This window comes from Paracoccaceae bacterium (genome assembly GCA_019454225.1).
Lineage (GTDB): Bacteria > Pseudomonadota > Alphaproteobacteria > Rhodobacterales > Rhodobacteraceae.
Window position 1 is genome coordinate 2618541 of sequence record CP075370.1, and the last position, 17608, is coordinate 2636148.

The 17608-nt window shown below is 65.0% G+C and carries 17 protein-coding genes and 1 pseudogene; 10 read left to right on the forward strand and 8 right to left on the reverse strand.

The genetic code is table 11. The features are described from left to right. Positions 1-75 precede the first annotated feature (75 nt). A complete protein-coding gene (locus KF887_12370; protein ID QYK40229.1) occupies positions 76-1266 on the forward strand; it encodes a cytochrome b/b6 domain-containing protein in 1191 nt (396 codons plus the stop codon). Positions 1267-1339: 73 nt separating this feature from the next. On the opposite strand, the gene KF887_12375 is transcribed toward KF887_12370, so the two are convergent. Beyond that, on the reverse strand, positions 1340-1912 hold the full coding sequence (locus KF887_12375) for a polyisoprenoid-binding protein (protein QYK40230.1): 573 nt from the start codon (positions 1910-1912) through the stop codon (positions 1340-1342). A 283-nt stretch (positions 1913-2195) separates the two neighbouring features. Here KF887_12375 and rpsF point away from each other — a divergent pair, with 283 nt between their 5' ends. Genes rpsF through rplI form a run of 3 tightly spaced genes read left to right on the forward strand, consistent with a single transcriptional unit; the run spans position 2196 to position 3480 of the window. After that, entirely contained in the window at positions 2196-2639 is a 444-nt protein-coding gene (gene rpsF, locus KF887_12380) for a 30S ribosomal protein S6 (GenBank protein ID QYK40231.1), read from the forward strand. Between the two features lie 28 nt (positions 2640-2667). Beyond that, positions 2668-2895, forward strand: a complete 228-nt coding sequence (rpsR, locus tag KF887_12385) for a 30S ribosomal protein S18 (GenBank protein ID QYK40232.1) — start codon at positions 2668-2670, stop codon at positions 2893-2895. Between the two features lie 12 nt (positions 2896-2907). Then, a complete protein-coding gene (gene rplI, locus KF887_12390; GenBank protein ID QYK40233.1) occupies positions 2908-3480 on the forward strand; it encodes a 50S ribosomal protein L9 in 573 nt (190 codons plus the stop codon). Between the two features lie 119 nt (positions 3481-3599). Here rplI and KF887_12395 read toward each other — a convergent pair whose 3' ends face one another. Both KF887_12395 and tig read right to left on the reverse strand, forming a co-directional pair. Further along, positions 3600-4535, reverse strand: a complete 936-nt coding sequence (locus KF887_12395; GenBank protein ID QYK40234.1) for a sulfotransferase family 2 domain-containing protein — start codon at positions 4533-4535, stop codon at positions 3600-3602. A gap of 56 nt (positions 4536-4591) precedes the next feature. After that, the gene (gene tig, locus KF887_12400; GenBank protein ID QYK40235.1) at positions 4592-5926 is read right to left on the reverse strand and encodes a trigger factor; all 1335 of its coding nucleotides are present in this window, start codon (positions 5924-5926) and stop codon (positions 4592-4594) included. Positions 5927-6327: 401 nt separating this feature from the next. On the opposite strand from tig, the gene KF887_12405 reads away from it, so the two are divergent. From KF887_12405 to KF887_12425, 5 genes are all read left to right on the forward strand, one after another. Then, positions 6328-7503, forward strand: coding sequence for an integrase family protein (locus KF887_12405; GenBank protein ID QYK40236.1), 1176 nt, complete (start codon positions 6328-6330; stop codon positions 7501-7503). Positions 7504-8068: 565 nt separating this feature from the next. Then, entirely contained in the window at positions 8069-8326 is a 258-nt protein-coding gene (locus tag KF887_12410; protein QYK40237.1) for a hypothetical protein, read from the forward strand. A gap of 238 nt (positions 8327-8564) precedes the next feature. Then, positions 8565-9455 carry a toprim domain-containing protein gene (locus tag KF887_12415; GenBank protein QYK43563.1) on the forward strand — a complete coding sequence of 297 codons (891 nt, stop codon included), beginning with the start codon at positions 8565-8567 and terminating at the stop codon, positions 9453-9455. After that, positions 9452-10666, forward strand: coding sequence for an AAA family ATPase (locus KF887_12420; protein QYK40238.1), 1215 nt, complete (start codon positions 9452-9454; stop codon positions 10664-10666). Before KF887_12415 ends, KF887_12420 begins: the two co-directional genes overlap by 4 nt. A 345-nt stretch (positions 10667-11011) precedes the next feature. Continuing rightward, positions 11012-11440 (forward strand): hypothetical protein, encoded by a 429-nt coding sequence (locus tag KF887_12425; GenBank protein QYK40239.1) that lies wholly within the window; start codon positions 11012-11014, stop codon positions 11438-11440. 57 nt (positions 11441-11497) lie between these two features. Here the strand turns inward: KF887_12425 and KF887_12430 are convergent. Further along, positions 11498-12286, reverse strand: a pseudogene (locus tag KF887_12430) (IS5 family transposase). A 258-nt stretch (positions 12287-12544) separates the two neighbouring features. Here KF887_12430 and KF887_12435 point away from each other — a divergent pair. Beyond that, on the forward strand, positions 12545-12949 hold the full coding sequence (locus tag KF887_12435) for a transposase (protein ID QYK40240.1): 405 nt from the start codon (positions 12545-12547) through the stop codon (positions 12947-12949). 26 nt (positions 12950-12975) lie between these two features. Here KF887_12435 and KF887_12440 read toward each other — a convergent pair whose 3' ends face one another. The 4 genes from KF887_12440 to KF887_12455 all read right to left on the reverse strand — a co-directional run bounded on the left by KF887_12440 (position 12976) and on the right by KF887_12455 (position 17603). Then, complete coding sequence (locus KF887_12440) at positions 12976-13491, reverse strand: GNAT family N-acetyltransferase (protein ID QYK40241.1); 516 nt, start codon at positions 13489-13491, stop codon at positions 12976-12978. Positions 13492-13610: 119 nt separating this feature from the next. Beyond that, positions 13611-13751 (reverse strand): hypothetical protein, encoded by a 141-nt coding sequence (locus tag KF887_12445; GenBank protein QYK40242.1) that lies wholly within the window; start codon positions 13749-13751, stop codon positions 13611-13613. 28 nt (positions 13752-13779) lie between these two features. Next, complete coding sequence (locus tag KF887_12450; GenBank protein QYK40243.1) at positions 13780-14835, reverse strand: hypothetical protein; 1056 nt, start codon at positions 14833-14835, stop codon at positions 13780-13782. Beyond that, entirely contained in the window at positions 14832-17603 is a 2772-nt protein-coding gene (locus KF887_12455; protein QYK40244.1) for a hypothetical protein, read from the reverse strand. The genes KF887_12450 and KF887_12455 overlap by 4 nt, the downstream gene beginning before the upstream one ends. Between the last annotated feature and the right edge of the window lie 5 nt (positions 17604-17608).

Sequence of the window (17608 nt, forward strand, 5' to 3'; positions counted from 1 at the left end):
CTGTGCGGCGCCTGCGGTTCCGAACCGCCGCGGCACGGTCCAGATTGCCGCGACTCCCCATGGAACGGACCGCCCATGCCTCTGCTCAATTCCGCCACCCGCTATGGCTCGGTCGCGCGCGCCCTGCATTGGCTGACCGCGCTGCTGATCCTGACCGCCATTCCGCTGGGCATCGTCGCCAACGATCTGGCCTATGACACGTCTGCGGCGCTTGCCTGGAAGGCACAGGTGTTTTCCTGGCACAAGACGGTCGGCGTGGCCGCGTTCTTCGTGGCGCTTGCGCGCATCCTGTGGGCGCTGACGCAGCCGCGCCCCGCGCCGCTGCATCCCGACCGGACCTGGGAGACGCGGGCGGCCGAGGCGGTCCACTGGCTGCTCTACATATCGCTGATTGCGGTTCCGCTGTCGGGATGGGTGCATCACGCCGCAACGGCGGGCTTTGCGCCGATCCTGTGGCCCCTGGGCCAGGACCTGCCGATGATCCCCAAGTCGGCCGCCGTCGAACACGGTGCCGCAGCGGCGCATTGGGTTTTCACGAAACTGCTGATCGCCGCGATCCTTCTGCACGTCGCGGGGGCGGTGAAGCACGCGGTGATCGACCGCGACGCCACGGTTGCGCGGATGTGGCGCGGCACCTCCGCGCCGCGGAACCCGCAACCGCATCGGGCGCGCGGTCCGCTGCTGGCCGCGGTCGCCGCCTATGCCGCGGGTGTCGGGCTGGCGGTGGCGCTGACGGCGCCCGATGCCGGCCCTGTCGAGACCACCGCGCCCGCAACGGCCGAGGCGGGCAACTGGCAGGTGGAAGAGGGCACGCTGAGCTTCACGCTGCGGCAGATGGGATCGACCGTCGAGGGGCGGTTCGCCACCTGGACCGCAAGGATCACCTTTGATGACACCGTCGCAATGGGCGCGGCGGGCAGGGTCGACGTGATGATCGACATGGCCAGCAGCACAATCGGGTCCGTGACCGCCCAGGCACAGGGCCCGGAGTTCCTGAACGTCGCCGGACACCCTGCGGCAACCTTCACCGCCGAGATCCGGCGGGATGACGGCGGCTACGTGGCGGATGGCGTCCTGACGCTTGCCGGGGTCGCGGTGCCGGTTGCCCTGCCCTTCGACCTTGCGATCGAGGAGGGAATCGCGCGGATGTCGGGCCGCACCGCCATCGACCGTCGGGACTTCGGGATCGGCCGGGCCTATGGCGACGAGGGCACCGTGGGGTTCGCGGTCACCGTGGATGTCGTGCTGACCGCCACGCGGCGCTGACCAGCCGACACAGGCGAAAGGCCCGCCCGGTTCACCCGGGCGGGCCGTTCATCACATCACAATCGTGCCGCGATCATTCGGCCTTCATCGCCTCGAGCGAAATCTGCACCTGGACCTCGTCCGACACGAAGGGGGCGAACAGACCCAGGTTGAACTCGGACCGCAGCAGCGTCGTCGTCGCCGAAAAACCGGCCCAGGGCTTGCCCTCCATCGGATGGGTCGAGGCCTGGTTCAGCACGGCGTCCAGCACGACGGGCCGGGTGACGCCATTCAGCGTCAGGTCACCCGTGATCAGGGCGGTCGTCTCGCCGGTCACCTCGATCGCGGTCGAGGTGAAGCTGACCATCTCGTCATCGGCCGCATCGAAGAAGTCGGGCGACATGAAGTGGTCGAAGCGGGCCTGCCAGCCGGTCAGCATCGACCGCACCGGAAATGCCACGGTGACCGACGAGGCTGCCGGATCGGCCGCATCAAAGGCGATCTCGCCCCCGAACCCGCCGAACATGCCGTAGCCGGTCGAATAGCCGAGATGGTTGTAGCTGAACACGATCTGGGCATGGCTTGAATCGATCGTGTAGGTTTCGGGTGCGGCAAGCGCCGGGGACGCGAAGGCCAGCAAAGCGGCCGGCAGCAGAGAGCGAAGCATCGGGATTCCATCCTGCGGTTCTGGGACATGCCGGAAATCGGCTGTGGCGCAAGCTGCACTGCAGCATCGGCCGTGCCAATCCGGCAGACCCAAACATCACCTGTGTGCGCACGCACGGCGCGCGTCGTCCCCGCGGGGCACCGCAGGGTGCCTTGCACGGCGGCAATCCTCGTGTATAAGGCCGCATCCTTCCGCAATCACACGAACCGGCGCAGCCTCTCGTGGACGGGCCGCGGAGGGATGTTGCCCGTCCTATGAAATGCGCCCTGACAAGAGGTATCACATGCCGTTCTACGAGCATGTCTTCATCGCGCGGCAGGATCTGTCCAGCGCGCAGGCCGAGGGTCTGATCGACCATTTCTCGACCGTCCTGACCGACAACGGCGGTGCCATCGTCGAAAAGGAATACTGGGGCGTCAAGACGATGGCCTACAAGATCAACAAGAACCGCAAGGGTCACTATGCCTTCCTGAAGACCGACGCGCCCTCGGCCGCGGTGCAGGAAATGGAGCGTCTGATGCGCCTGCACGACGACGTGATGCGCGTGCTGACCATCAAGGTCGAAAAGCATGGCGAGGGCCCGTCGATCCAGATGCAGAAGCGCGACGACCGCGACGGCGAGCGCGGCGATCGTGGCGACAGGGGCGACCGCGGTGACCGCGGGCCGCGTCCCGAGCGCAGCTTCGGTGGTGACCGCGGCGGCTTCGGCGGCGATCGCCGTCGTTGATCAGCGTCTGAGAAAAGGATCGTAACCCATGGCTACCAAACCATTTTTCCGCCGCCGCAAGGTTTGCCCGTTCTCGGGCGACAATGCCCCCGCCATCGACTACAAGGATGTGCGGCTGCTGCAACGCTACATCAGCGAACGCGGCAAGATCGTGCCGGCGCGGATCACCGCCGTGTCGTCGAAAAAGCAGCGCGAACTGGCCGCCGCGATCAAGCGCGCACGGTTCCTCGCCCTGCTGCCCTATGCCGTGAAGTGAGGAGAGACGAAGATGCAAGTCATCCTGCTTGAACGCGTGGCCAAGCTTGGCCAGATGGGCGAGGTCGTGAACGTCAAGGACGGCTACGCCCGCAACTTCCTGCTGCCGCAGGGCAAGGCGCTGCGCGCCACCGAAGGCAACATCAAGTCCTTCGAGGCCAAGAAGGCCCAGCTCCAGGCCCAGAACCTGGAAACGCGGAAAGAGGCCGAGGCGGTTGCCGCCAAGCTTGACGGTCAGACCTTCGTGATCATCCGCTCGGCGTCCGACGCGGGTGCGCTCTACGGGTCGGTTACCACGCGGGACGCCGCCGACGCGGCCACCAACGGCGGCTTCACCGTCAACCGCGCCCAGGTCGTGCTGGACCGCCCGATCAAGGACCTGGGCCTGCACACCGTCACGGTCGTGCTGCACCCCGAAGTTGTCGCCAAGATCACGCTGAACGTCGCGCGATCGCCGGAAGAGGCCGAGCTTCAGGCCGCGGGCAAGTCGATCCAGGAACTCGCCGCCGAAGCGGAAGCTGCGGCCGAGTTCGAGATCGCCGAGCTGTTCGACGACATCGGCGGGGCCGCGTCGGAAGACGCCTGATCCTGCCGTTGCCGGCAATACGAACGCGCGCGGGCTTCCCGCGCGCGTTTGCGTTTCCGGATGGTTGCATGGTCCAGGACGGAACCGGCGGGGTTCGGCGCTTCCGGCCGGGCAACTCGTCAGGCCAAGCCCATCGCGCGCTTTGCCGTATCGTAAAGCACCTGGTCCAGCGCGATCCAGGGTGCCAGCACCTGCCGCGCCACATCGTTGTCGGCGCGAAGCGCCTTGGGCGCCCCGATGTTCTCATGCCGGGGGACAATCGGTGCCTCCAGACCCGTCGCGGCAAGAAAATCACGCTGGAACCGGGCCTGATCCTCGCAGATCCCCACCACCATGAAATCATCCAGCGACCGCAGGGCGACATCGACATCCCCCTCGACCAGCCGCTTGAACACCGCCCGGTGATCGCCCGTCAGCAGCATGCGCACCTGCATGTTGTCGAACGCGGTGAACTCGGCCTCGTCGGCGACCACCGCCATCAGCGCCAGAAGGTCATCCGCATTGCTGTAGTCCGTGCGGGCCATCTGGCCGACCACGCGCTTGACCGCCGCGGCCGTTGCGCCTTCGGGCAACGGCTCGCCATGGTTGAAGCGGTCCACCCAGTTCACATGGCTGACCAGCCTCTCCCACGGATCGCGCAGGATCGTCGCGCGGGCATAGGCATCGGTGCCGCGCAGCAGTGTCCAGCGGCACAGCGGAACATGCGCAGAGACCCCGTCGATTTCCAGCGTCGGTTCGCGCCGGTGCATCAGGCTGGGCATGCGGTATTCTGCATGGGCAATGAAGTTGTCAGATCCATAGACCTGCGACAGGAACGTATTGATGCTGGAACCCGATGTCTTCGGAATATGCATGAAGAACACCGGGGCATGCGTGCCGCGCGGTGCGAAGGGGGTCGGGCGGGGATCCGGCCGTCCCTCGGGCGTCAGCCCGCCGTCGCCCGCCTGCCCCTGATCCGAACGCTCGCGGCGCAGCCCCAGCGCAGCGGCCGCAGATGTCAGCCTGGACGGAAACAGCGCCCTGAACAGTCGTTTCACCCGTGCGGCCCCTGCCATCGGCGTGCCCCTGCCCCGGACAGGGCGCATCGCCCCGCCCGGACCAGGGCCATGTCTCACATCTCGTCCAGGGCTTCGACGGCCTTCTGAAGGTCGTCCTTCGTCGCGGTCTGTTCGGTCACGGTGGCTGCCGACAGGATGTGATCGACCACCTTGTCCTCGAAGATCGGCGCGCGCAGCTGCTGCTGCATCTGCGGGTTCTTCTGCACGAATTCGAAGAACTGCCGTTCCTGGCCGGGATATTGCCGCGCCGCCTGCAGCACGGCCTGCGTCATCTCGGCATCGGTCACCACCACCTCTGCCTTGCGTCCGATCTCGGCCAGCACAAGGCCAAGCCGCACGCGGCGCACGGCCAGCGCATTGTGTTCGTCGGTCGGGGCGATCGAGCCATGGTCATGGCCCTGATGGTCCGGGTTTTCCTCGTGCCAGAGCTGATGGGCAATCTGGTTCGCCTCGGCCTCGACCAGCTTGGCGGGCAGATCGAACGTGACCATCTTGTCCAGTTGGTCCAGCAGCGCGCGCTTGAGGACGGCGCGCGAAGCGCCCTGGTACTCGGCCTCGAGCCGTTCGGAAATCTGGCCGCGCAGCGCGTCAAGATTGTCGGCGCCGTATTTCTTGGCCATCTCGTCATCGACGGCCGCCGATTTTCCGGCCTTCACCGCCTTGATCGTGCAGGCAAAGACCGCGTCCTTGCCTGCCAGATGCTTGGCGCCATAGGCTTCCGGGAAGGTGACGCTGACGTTGATCTCGTCACCGGCCTTCACGCCGACCAGTTGCGCCTCGAAACCCGGGATGAACGAGTTCGAACCCAGGACCAGCGGATAGTCCTCGGCCGATCCGCCCTCGAACAGCTCGCCATCGACCGAACCCTTGAAGTCGATCACCACCTGGTCGCCATCGACGGCCGCCGCGCCGGCCTCGCGGTCCTCATAGACCTTGGCGGTCTCCGCCAGGTTGGCCAGCGCCTCGGCCACAGCAGCGTCATCGGCCTTCACGACCAGACGCTGCAGCGCGATCGACGCCATGTCGACCTCGGGGATTGCGGGCAGAGCCTCATAGGTCATCTCGACCACGACATCCTGGCCTTCCGACCAGGTATCACCGCCCACCATCTTGACCTCGGGCTGAAGCGCCGGGCGGTCGCCGGTGCGGTCGAAATGGTCCTTCATCGCGCCGTCGATCGCGTCCTGCATCGCATCGCCCAGGATGCGCGGCCCGAACTGCTTCTTCAGGATCGGCAGCGGCACCTTGCCCTTGCGAAAGCCCTTCATCTCGATCTCGGGCTGCGCCTCGACCAGCTTGGCCTGGACCTTGGCGTCCAGTTCGGCGGCGGTCACGGTGATCGTGACGCCACGCTTCAGGCCTTCATTCACGGTTTCGGCAATCTGCATGCGTGCGGTCCTTCGTCTGTCCGGGTCGGGGCGGAAGGTCCGCCCATGATGCGCAAGGCCGTCCCCGGTCTGGCGGGGGCGGCCAATCGCGCGCCTTCTAGCAAAGCCAAAGGAGGGATGCGAGGGGGAAATGCGCGCCACCAGCGGAGGCAGGCTGGTGCGGGTGAAGGGACTTGAACCCCCACGCCTTGCGGCGCCGGAACCTAAATCTGATGCCGCTCTCCAGAGTATCCAGTCATCGACAGCGACTCGAAGCCATATATTCAACAAGTCATGCGATTTATGTCGAACTCTGCGTCGATCTGGTCTAAGTCTGCCCTGAGTGCGGTATCAGTCCACGTGTCACCCAGTTGGCACCCAGAAGTTTGCATCCGGAATCGTGAGTAGGGACAACTAGACAAATGAGACAAGCTGCCCGGAAGGCGACGACCTTCTCGAAGACGGCGAAAATCGGTGCCGCTACCCGTCACTCCGCCCTGCCCGACGGCGCATTGGAACTGCTAATTCGCGACAAGGATCTGACGGGCTTCGCGCTGCGTGTCCGCCGGGAGTCGGCACGTTACGTCATGGAGGGCCGGGTCGCGGGTACCGGCATTCGGCGCAAGATCACTATCGGCGACGCAGCCACCATGTCGGCATCCGAGGCGCGCGACCGGGCGATGTCGATCCGGAACCAAATGCGGGCTGGCGACGACCCAGTAAAGCTTCACACAGTAGCGCCCCAAATCTTCGGTGACATAGCGGCGGAGTTCCAGGGGCGCTGGGTGGCGGGCAAGATCGGGCGGAAGGCGCCCCGCCCCGCCTCTATTGCGGGCATGACTACCGATCTGAAGCGCGCTCTGAACAACTTCGCCTCAACAAGAATCAACGAAATTGATGCCAAGGCTATCCGGAGTTTCAGGGCGAAGCTGTTGGCCGAGGACGTTAGCCCCGCAGTGAAGCGCCGGGCGTTCGGCGCGCTGACTATGGTGATGGCCTACGCCCAGGACGTCGGGCACATCGCCGACAACCCAGCCGCCAGCTTTACACTGCCTGCAGCATCCGTGCCACGCGAGCGGTATCTCTCTCCAGAGGAACTTGCCGCAGCGTGGAGCGCCTGCAGCGCACTAGGCAGGCCCGGAGACGCCGTTCGGTTCCTAATCGCCATGCCAGTCAGGTTGTCAGAGGTCAGACTAATGACCTGGACCTGGATCGACATGGCAGCCAAGACGCTCACGATCCCCGCAACTGCTAAGGGCAACAAGGCCGCCGAGACGTTCATCTTGCCTCTATGCGACATGGCAGTGGACATTTTGGCCCGCCAGCCGACGCGGGACGGTCTGGTCTTCCGTGGGCGACAGGGCGGGCCTGTCAGCCTGGGTAGTGATGTGAAGGACAGGCTGGACGCGTTATCCGGTGTGACGGAATGGCGGTTCCACGACCTTCGTCGTACGGTGGTGACACTTCTGGCCGATGCAGATCACGAGATCGACGTGGACGCCTGCGACAGGTGGCTTCAACACAAGCGGACCGGCATCAAGGCCGTCTATCAGCGCGCATCGCGTCGATGCGCAAAGTCGCGGCAAGCTGGGACCTGACTCTTCGTAAGATTGTAGAGCTTGATGCGGCTGCCAGCACCGAAGAGGAGAGCAACTTATGACTCATCTCAGTGGTCGCGTTTCGGTTTGGCGGTCTAGTGAAGATGCGCCTGCGGCTTGCCGTTGCCGTCGAACTGCAGTCTTGGAGCCCATGCATATTTTTTGCGGCGGTACGCCCGATCACGAGAATGGTTGCCCTGGAATGAATGGTTGGGTCTATCCAGGCGGGCTATGGTGCGAGGTTCTGCCTCCCCCTCCCCCAACATCACCGTCCCTTGGCCCGGGCCGCTATGACCTCCATGCCAATCTTGCGGTGGAACTCATGGCAATCGGGAAGGCCCGATCCGTGGCAGACGCATGCAGACAAGCTATAGCAACGCTTGGACGAGGGCAGCACTGGGGAGCAGATGATTCAAGAATTTCCGCGCCGGATGGGTTGTACAAGCGTGCCAGCGCTCTCTTGAAGGGCAAATGAAATTCGGTGTCTTCGGTGTGATAGATTTCCGAACATCTGCACCGTAGAATGAGATAAATGGACTGGGCCACTCCAACAAGGGCCCTATTCATGACCTCCCGGATTTTCTTTGAGCGCGAAGCCGCGACCTTCCTGACTGAGGAACTTAAGGTTCCCGTCAAGACCAGCACACTTGCAGCTAAACGGATGAATGGGGGCGGTCCGACCTACCGTCGCGTTCTCGGCCGGATTGAGTATGTCGAAGCGGACTTGCGCGAATGGGTGGATACCCTTCGTGCCCACCGCTTTACATCGACGGCTCAAGAGCCGATGATCGGCGGCCCCAAGCGGAAGGGTATGACGCCGTGATCGGCGACCCTCCCCACGCCATCTGCTTGTCTTCCGAAATGGTCGACCCAGCGTCAGGCTTTGTTGCTTACGCGGTACGCAATGCGGACTGCCGAGTTGCTCGCCTTTCGAAGCTGGTGTTTCTTTCACGCAGCCGCACACGCCGGATACTCTCGGGCAAAGTTGGCCCCGGGAATCCGCGCCCTGTTCGGTGACCGCAGCCATGGCTAAGCGCGGCGCAGTGCATCCAAACACTGACATGGTTGCGTCGGTTTGCGACGCCCAGCTTTTGACGCTTTCCCGCGGTGGTCGCTGGTATGGCCGCTACGGCACCCTGCCGTGCCCTTTGTGTCAGCCCGAGGCCCGGCCGGGACAGAATGCCCTGACCCTGTCCGATGGCGCCAAGGGGTTGCTGGCGCATTGCAAGAAGACCGGGTGCGCCTTCCGCGACGTGGCGGCAGCGCTGGGCATCACGCCGGGCACCTTCTCGGCCCCCAACCCGGCGATCCTTGCTCAGCACGCAGCGGACCGCCAGGCCGAAGCCGAGAAGCGCGCCAGACAGGCGCGGACGATCTGGGTCGAGGCCGCGCCGATCTCCGGCACCATCGCGGAAACCTACCTGCGCGGGCGGGGCATCACCTGCGACCTTCCCGACTCGCTGCGCTTTCACCCCGAGGCATGGCACGGCCCGACCGCCCGGCGCCTGCCTGCGCTGGTGGCGCGTGTGGACGGATCCAGCAGCTTCGCCGTGCACCGGACCTTTCTGCGCCAGGACGGCAACGGGAAGGCCGAAGTGGAGCCGCAGAAGGCAATGCTAGGGGCCGTCAAGGGCGGGGCAGTGCAGCTTGCAAGGGCGTCAGGACCACTTGTGGTGGCCGAGGGAATCGAGACGGCATTGAGCCTTGCCTCGGGCCTGCTGTGTGAACCCGCGACGGTCTGGGCCGCGCTGTCCACTTCAGGCATGCGGGCGCTTGAGCTGCCCGCCTGTACGGGCCGCCTGACTGTGGCCTGTGACGGCGACGCGCCGGGCCGCGCCGCAGCGCTGATGCTGGCGGAACGGGCGTATGGGTTGGGCTGGCGAGTCGGTCTTCTCGACCCCGGCGACGGAGCCGACTTCAACGACCTGCTGCGTAAAGGGGTGGCGGCATGACGCACATCAAGCTTATCCCTTTTCCCCCTGGCATGAATGTCGAGGCACCCCCGCCCGTGCCCAGCGCCGCTGGCTTCGCGCCCTGGTGCGTTATCAACCCGGCCGCTATCCCTCAAACCCGCTTCGCCTATGGCGACACCTACGCGGCGGGATACCTGACCGTCACCTTGGCGGCGCCCAAGGTCGGGAAGTCCCTTCTCGGAATAGCTGAGGCCGTGGATGCCGCATCAGGCCGGGGCTTTCTGACCGGCAAACCGGCCGACCCCATGGCGGTTCTGTACTTCAACGCCGAGGATGACCAGGACGTGCTGAATGCGCGGGTAGTGGCTGCAACGATGGCGCATGGGGTGAAGCAGTCGGAAATCGCAGGCCGCCTGTTGGCAGTGTCCGGGGTGCCAGAGGATCGGCAACTGGTGCTGATCAGCGGAAACAATGCGACAATCAACGAACCAGCCTTCGCCTTCCTTGCCGATCTGTTCCGGCGCGAAAGGATCAAGCTGGCGATATTCGACCCGCTGCAAGACCTGTCGCAAAGCCCCGAGACGAACGACGCATTCCGCGCGCTGGGCGCCCGCGTCCGGCGGCTGGCGGCAAATACAGGGGTCGCGCTGGGCCTGGTGCATCACACCCGCAAGCCCAGCGCCGGGGTGCAGCCGACGATGGACGATGGCCGCGGCGGATCGGCGTTGCGCGGGGTGGCGCGCTTCAACCGGCTTCTGGTGCCGATGACTGACGGCGAAGGCGCCAAGGCCGGTGTTGACGATTTCCGCCACTACTTCCGCATTGCCGAGACCGAAAGCAACCTCGCCCCGCCGTCATCAACACGGAACAACTGGTTCGAAAAGACCAGCATCGCCATCGGCAACGGTGCCTTCTACCCAGCCGTCAAGCGCTGGTCCTGGCCCGAAGCCTTCGCCGGCGTGACCATCAACGATGCCTCCCGAGTGAGGGCCGCGATCGCCGCCCGTTCCGCTGATGGCAGGCCGCCGCGCGAAAACGCGCAGGCGAAGGATTGGGCCGGGTATGTGGTGGCCGAGGTGCTGGGCCTTGATCCAGCGAAGAAGGCCGACAAGGCGCGGATCGGCAGCATGCTGCAAGGCTGGATAGCTTCCGGGGTACTGGCGAAGCAGAACTTGCCCGTCGGTCCGAACCGGAAATCCGTGCCTTGTCTTGTCGCCGGCCCGAATAACCCTGTCGAGGTGGCGGAATGACTGCACCCACCTGCACCCACCTGCACCCACTTGCACCCACCTTGCACCCACCTGCCGCACGTGCCTGCAACCTGCACCCACCACCCCTCCCTTTTTAGGGGTGTGGGGTGTTGGTGGTGGCAGAAGCTCACCGGCCATTTGCACCCACCTCGGCGAAAAGCGTACCGCGTCCCGCTCGCTCAAGAAAAGAATCCCTCTCCGGCTTGCCTACGAATCGACTTCCTGGTGATCGCCCAGAGCAGCCCGCAGCAGAACGTTGCGGGCAGGTAATCGATCGCTCCCAATGTCGACAACTTAAGTATCTGACCGTAAAAGACTAAATCGAAAATCGAGGAGTTTAGCCAAATGATTTGTGAACGCGCGTACAAGACCCACATTAGGCAACTCGGCCGCACCGCCGACGACTTCACCTTCGTGCTGGGTGTAAAGGTGCGGCTCACGCGAACGCCTTGCCATCTCGGAGGGCAGCGCCTTTGGTTCCTGTGCCCGAACTGCGGGCGTCGATGCGCCATCCTCTATCCGCTGTTCTGCCGCCTCTGTGCCAACGGGCGATACCTCTCCGAACGCCTTTCGGTGCGATCCCGCAGGATCAGGAGGGCGATCGAACTGCGGGAAAGGCTGGGTCAGACCGAGGGCGGCACCATTGCGCCCTTTCCGAAAAAGCCGAAGCGGATGCGCTGGCGCACCTATTACAGGCTGTGGGACAAGTCCCATGCTCTCGAAGCGGTGATGTGGGAGGCGGAATGGGCGATGTTGAAGCGGTGGAGGCGATGACCAGGGCTTGTGTTGCCACCCGGTTGGCGCTGGATTTCTCGCTGACCCTGTCCTAGGTCATGTTGACAAATGGCGGAGCCAGAGGCGGATCGACGTGATGTCGATGAAGCCCAAGAAGCTTTCAGCGGTCTTGTCGTAACGGGTTGCCACTCGTCTTGCATTCTTGAGCTTGTTGAAGCAGCGCTCCACAAGGTTGCGCAGTCGGTAGAGCTTGCGGTCGACTGCCACACGTAGCTTTCGGGATTTCCGCATGGGGATCACTGGCACGACGTTGCGCGCTTCCATAGTTTTTCGAACGTTGTCAGAGTCATAGCCCCGGTCCGCGAGCAGGACGCTGGGCTCGGGCAGGTTGCCGTCCATGACCAGGTCGAAGCCCAGATAGTCCGATGTCTGACCCGGGGTGATGTCCGACCTCATGGGCAGGCCTGCACCATTGACGCGGAGGTGGATCTTGGTCGTGAAACCACCGCGCGAACGGCCGAAACCCTGTCGCGGAGTCCCCCTTTTGCGCCCGCTGCCTGATGATGGGCGCGAACCACGGTGCTGTCGATCATTTGAAGCGCGTCGGGAACCAGTCTGCTGTCGTTCAACGCTTCCATGATCCCTTCCCATAGCCCGGCTAATGTCCAGCGGCGGAACTGGCGGTAGACGGACGACCACTTGCCGAACTCCTCGGGCAGGTCACGCCACGGCGATCCGGTCCGGGCGATCAAAAAAAATCCCATCAAGAACAAGCCGATGTTTCGTGGGTTTGCGTCCATGCGGCGCGCGGAAAGCCAAGATGAAGCGCTCGTGAAACGCCCACTCCTCGTCCGACATCAGGCCTCGTGCCAAGCTGGTCTCCATCGCAGTTACCACCTTGAATCACGATCAGCGCGCCCTGTGAATCCCTTTTGTCCACAAGGCCTTGTGACGGACCGCAGCCTGCCATTCCGGAACCGTCAGAGCAGCCTCGACCCCTGGCTGCCCCGCCTCGAGCGGGACTGGGACGCCGGTTGCCGAAACGGCGCGGAACTCTGGCGCCACCTCCGGGCCGCCGGCTTCGCAAGCAGCTTGCGGGTTGTCACGGAATGGACCACGAGGCGGCGACGAGCCGAGGCGGCAATGCCGGCCAAGGGCGGCAGCTGCCCGCCCGCGCGACGGATCGCCATGATGATGACGGCGCGGTATCGGCTGTCGCGGGCTGATACCCTAATCGTCGCCCGGATCGAGACCGCGATTCCCGCCCTCGCGACAGCCCGGTCCCTGACCGACCGATTTGCCGACATGGTGCGCACTGGGCGCGCCGAAGACCTACCGGACTGGCTCTCCGACGCGGAGCGCAGTCCCCTGGCCTCCTTCGTTCGCGGCCTCCGCGCCGACGTCACGGCCGTGACCGCGGCACTCCGGGAAACCTGGTCGAACGGCCAGACGGAGGGCCAGATCAGCCGGCTGAAAACCCTGAAACGCCAGATGTACAGCCGCGCGGGCATGGACCTCCTCCGCGCCCGCCTCGTCGCCACACCGTGAAAGGCTGCACCAAGTCTGAGTCAGAGTCAGTTTTGCGTGCCGATTGACAATTCCTGCGCTTTCGGCGGGCGGGTGAAGAGTGAGAGCTTCTCTTTGGGCTTGCGCTTGGAGGGGTAGTCGCCGCCCGCTTTGCCGAACCCCAGCTTCGGGAGCATCCGGCGCATCACATCATTCTTCGTCGTGGCATAGACCCCGGCGCCCTTGGCGGCGTCGAGGGCGGCTTGCACCAGGCGTTGGCCATGCCCTTGGCACTCGTAGTCGTTGTGGACATGCACCCAGCCCAGTTCGAGCGGGTGCGCCGCCTCACCCGCTCCCTCGCCCGCCTTCTTGAAGGTCTTTTTGCGATAGTCTGCCGATGGTCGTTTCAGGGCGGCCGTGCCGATCAGGGTCTCACCATCATAGATCGTGACCAGGGCGACGGCTTCGTCAACCAGCCGTGGCAGGGTTTTCGGATCGACCTCCCCCGCCTCCTTCACGAGCGCGATGAATTCTGCCCGTTCCGCTTTTGTCATATCCTCTGGCGTGGTCACGGTCAGTGTCATCATCGCTCCTAGTATCGGCCCTCCCCGTACATGGGTACATGGGCACGGACTTGCAAGCTGCTCCCCGATCTTTGGGTCGCGGTGATCGAGGGCGGAGTGATGTACCTCGTCCGCGCCGATCACAGCAGAACGGTAAGTGGTGTCCCGGCTACGACGATCGTGTCCATGTCGCGCACCACGGTGACCCGGCCCTCGATAATACGATCGGCGATTGCCGGTCCAGCCGTAAGGAAAACCAAACTGGCGATTTTCCAGATCATCAGGTGATCAGGGCGACCAGCATCTTCGTCACTCCCTCGCCTTGTAGGCCCTCCAGACCGCGGTCATGTCGAGCCCGTCGGCCAGCGCCTGTTTCATCTTGTTCTTCGCGTTGTCCGAGAAGCACGCAAAGGAGCTTTTCCCGAACTCAAATACATGGAGACAGTCAGGGTCCTCGTCGATGCCTATATGCCAGCGTAGCGCCTTGGATTTCGGCTCTGTCAGCTTCATCGCCTTCGCCAGATTTCCCGCCCGCATGTGGAACTTCTTGCGGATATCGACCTCGCGTACGGCAGCCGCCTCCTCCAGGTCATCACCGCTAACGTACCGGACCGGGGCCCCTTCCTTCTTTGAGAAGTGGACCTTCAGCGTCACGCCCTCACCCGAGGTCTCGGTCGAAACGGTGATAAGACGCGGGAACACCTTCCCGATCTCGGCACCCGCCCTGACCGCCTTCTCGATCCGGTCGATATCCCGCTCACTGATTTCAACCTCGTCGGTGGTCAAGGCCTCCATCGCAAGCAGGGAGCGGATTCTGGCCCGGGCCTCGTCCCTCTGGCGCTTCCCGGGGCGCAGGAGATCCGCGACCAGCTTGTATTCCCGGTCGATCAGGAACTCGAAATCCCCTGGCGGCTTCGTGGACACCGGGAGGACGCGCGGCGGAATATGCTTATGAAGGTCATCCTCCAAGGCCCGTTTCAGGTAATCGTCGAAGGCCGAGATGAGGGCCCGGGTTTGCATGTACAGAAGGTCTTCAGAAACGAAGACGAACCAGTGCTGACATGCGTCCCGCATGGCATCGACCGCTCGCATGACGCCGGCCTCCTCCGACTTCAGCCCGTGGTTAGACAGACAGAGGCGCAGGCACTTCTCGAAACCGATCGATTTTCCCGTCCCCTTGTCGAAAACTGCCGCCCGGTTCTGAACGAGGACCGCCTTCAGCAGCATCTCACACGCATGCTGAAGGTGAAGCAGGACCGATGTGATCCGCCCTTCCTCCTCATAGGAATTGAAGGTCGCCATGGCGATTTTCAGCGAGGCGATCGCCTTTTCCTTGAGCGTCCTGGCGTCGCGCACCAGCTTCATGACGCCCGCCCGTTCCACGGCCGCATCAGCCGCTCCTCGATGTCCCTGCGGGCCACCACCTTGGTCCAGACCTCCCAGCCCCGGTCGTCCCCGTCCACGCTCAGGAAGTCCCCGTAGCGCAGGCTGAACACGTCCGCCGGGCTCTCCGGCCTGGTGAAGCTTTTCAGCTCCGCTTCGACCTTCTCGATGTCCTCGATCCAGTCGTCCTCGATCGTGTCCGGCAGGGAGCCGAGGATGTCGTACCGGTCCTGCATCCGCTCGGAGAGGCGCTGGTAGACCCGCTCATCGATCGTGCCGGCGTAGACCAGGTTCGCCATGTCCACCTCGCGACGCTGCTGCCCGTAGCGCTTGATCCGGCCGATCCGCTGCTCCAGCCGGCTCGGGTTCCAGGGGAGGTCCACGTTGATGAGCGTCCCGAGGGTCTGGAGGTTCAGCCCCTCGCAGGCGGCATCCGTCGCGCAGACGACCCGGAGCTTGCGCTCCTTCACCCCCCGCTTGATGTCCTCCCGGTCGATCGTCCGCCACTCCCCGTCCAGCAGGATCCCGGACTTGCCGACCCCGGCGTAGACGGCGACCGGCTCGCCCGGATGGGTCGCGCTGATCAGCTCCCCCACCCAGCGGGCCGTGTCGTAATACTGGGAGAAGATGATGCAGCCGAGCCCGAGCCACCCCTCCTGATCGAGGTAGTGGAGCACGGCGCGCCCCTTCGGGTCCTCCTGCTTGGCGGAGGTGAGGATCTCAAGCACCCGTTCGAGGTGGATCGCCTCCACGTCCACTGCGGCGGCGTAGGCCTCAGCCCCCATCTCCTCGATCGCCTCCAGAAGGTCCGGGTCGGCAGACTCCTCGAGGAGGAGCCCCGCGCGCCGGCTCTCCAGCATCTTCGTCGCGGTCGCGATCCCGGAGGCGACGGAGGAGCAGATCCGCTGCATCATCAGGTTCCTCAGGAACCCGGTCCCGGCCTGACGCGCCTTCATCGCCCGGGTGAACAGGCGGACCTCCTCATAGGCCCGGTCGTAGAAGTGCGGGGTCCGGACCGCGCTGCGCTCGAACACCCCCGGTGCGGCGCCGGGGCGCGGGTGGATGTTCACCGCGATCCGGTCCATCAGCCCCGCCTCCTCGAGCGTCTTGCGGCGGCGCAGGACCACGTGGCGGCCGAGCGGGTTGTGATAGCGCATGAACGGGAGCCGACGGGCGATCTCCCCGATCTCCAGAACCTCCTCAAGGTTGTCGCGCGTGTCCTCTTCGAGACTTGAAACCCCCTTGTCGGTGAAGAACTCGTCCTCCGGTATCCGAAGATCGTACCGGATATCGCTGAACACGGTCGCCTCGCAGGCGTGCGGGAGCGGGGAGCGGAGCCAGGGCCAGGCCGCCTCCGGGTCCGGCAGCGTCGTCCGCCCGGAGATCAAGTCGAGCGCCTGCTCCGGGTCCCACCAGCGCGACGCGCTCGGCCGGCCGAGGACGTGATCCTGCCCGTAGGCGAGCAGCTTCATGAGGTCCCAGATCTCCGCCCGGTGCGTCTGGATCGGGGTCGCGGTCCCGATCACCAGATGCCGGGTCCGACCGGCAAGCCGCTCCATCGCCCGGTAGAGCTTGCCCGGCTCCGGCTCCTCTATCCCGATCCCGCGCTTGACCCGGGCCTTGTGCCCCTCGTCGAGCGCGATCATCCCGTAGGTCCCGCGCATCAGCGCCTGCGCCTCCGGCCCGCCCCGGACCAGGAGCCCGGTCGAGACGATCCCGATCTGGCCCGGGCAGCGCAGCACGTCCTCCGGGTCCCGGGACCGGAAGAGGTGGCCGCGGTGGTCCACCCAGCCCCGTTGCGGGGCCCGGGCCCAGACGCAGGAGGGGAGCCCCAGCTTGTCCCAGAGCTCCATCTGCCACTGGAGGGTCAGGGTGGCCGGGCAGAGGATCAGAAAGGGCCCTTGCCCCATCAGGACGGTGAGCGCCCCGGTCGCCGCCATCGAGAGGGTCTTGCCGACCCCCACCTCGTCGGCCAGCAGGAGCCGGGCCGCCCCGTACTTCTGGTCATGCTCGACGAAGATCTTCACGAACGCCTTCTGCCAGGGGGCGAGCCCCTCGCCGCGGCGGACCAGCGGGCTCTCCACGGTGACGGATTTCGCGAGCCCGACCGGGTCCGCGCGCATCGCCTCGACCTGGACCTCGACCTTCTCGGCGGTCCGGCCGATCTCGTCGATCACCGCTTGGGAGAGGGGGACACCCTTCTTCCAGAGCCAGTCGAACTCGGACCGGACCCAGGCGGCCGCCTCCGGGGACGGGTCCTCCCAGATCATCTCGTAGGACTGGGCCCATCCGTTCGCGGTCTCGTTGATGGACCCGATGAAGCTCGACGTGGTCCCGTCCGGGCGGGTGATCACCCCCGCCTTCCCGTGCAGGAACGGGGCGTTGTCGCACGAGACGACCCGGATCTCCACGTTCCCGGCGGTCAGGAGCTCATGAAGGCGCCGCCAGCGGGGCCGCTCGAGGAGCGCGTCGATCTCGTCCCCCTGCTCGTGCCACCGCTCCACCTGCGCCTGGTCGCGCGCCTTCTGGCTCAGGGTCGCCGCGGTCAGGTCGCGCGGGTCCAGGTCCGCGTTGCAGACGATCCGGACCCGGCCGATCGTGCTGATCTCCTCGTGGATCAGGTCGAAGATCGAGGAGCGGAAATACCCGGCGATCCGGTCATAGGTCTCCGCCCCCTTGAGCCGGTCCTTGAGGAACACGTGGGAGAGGCGCTGGTTGCGCGAGGAGAAGCGGGAGATCAGGTCCGGCACGGTCC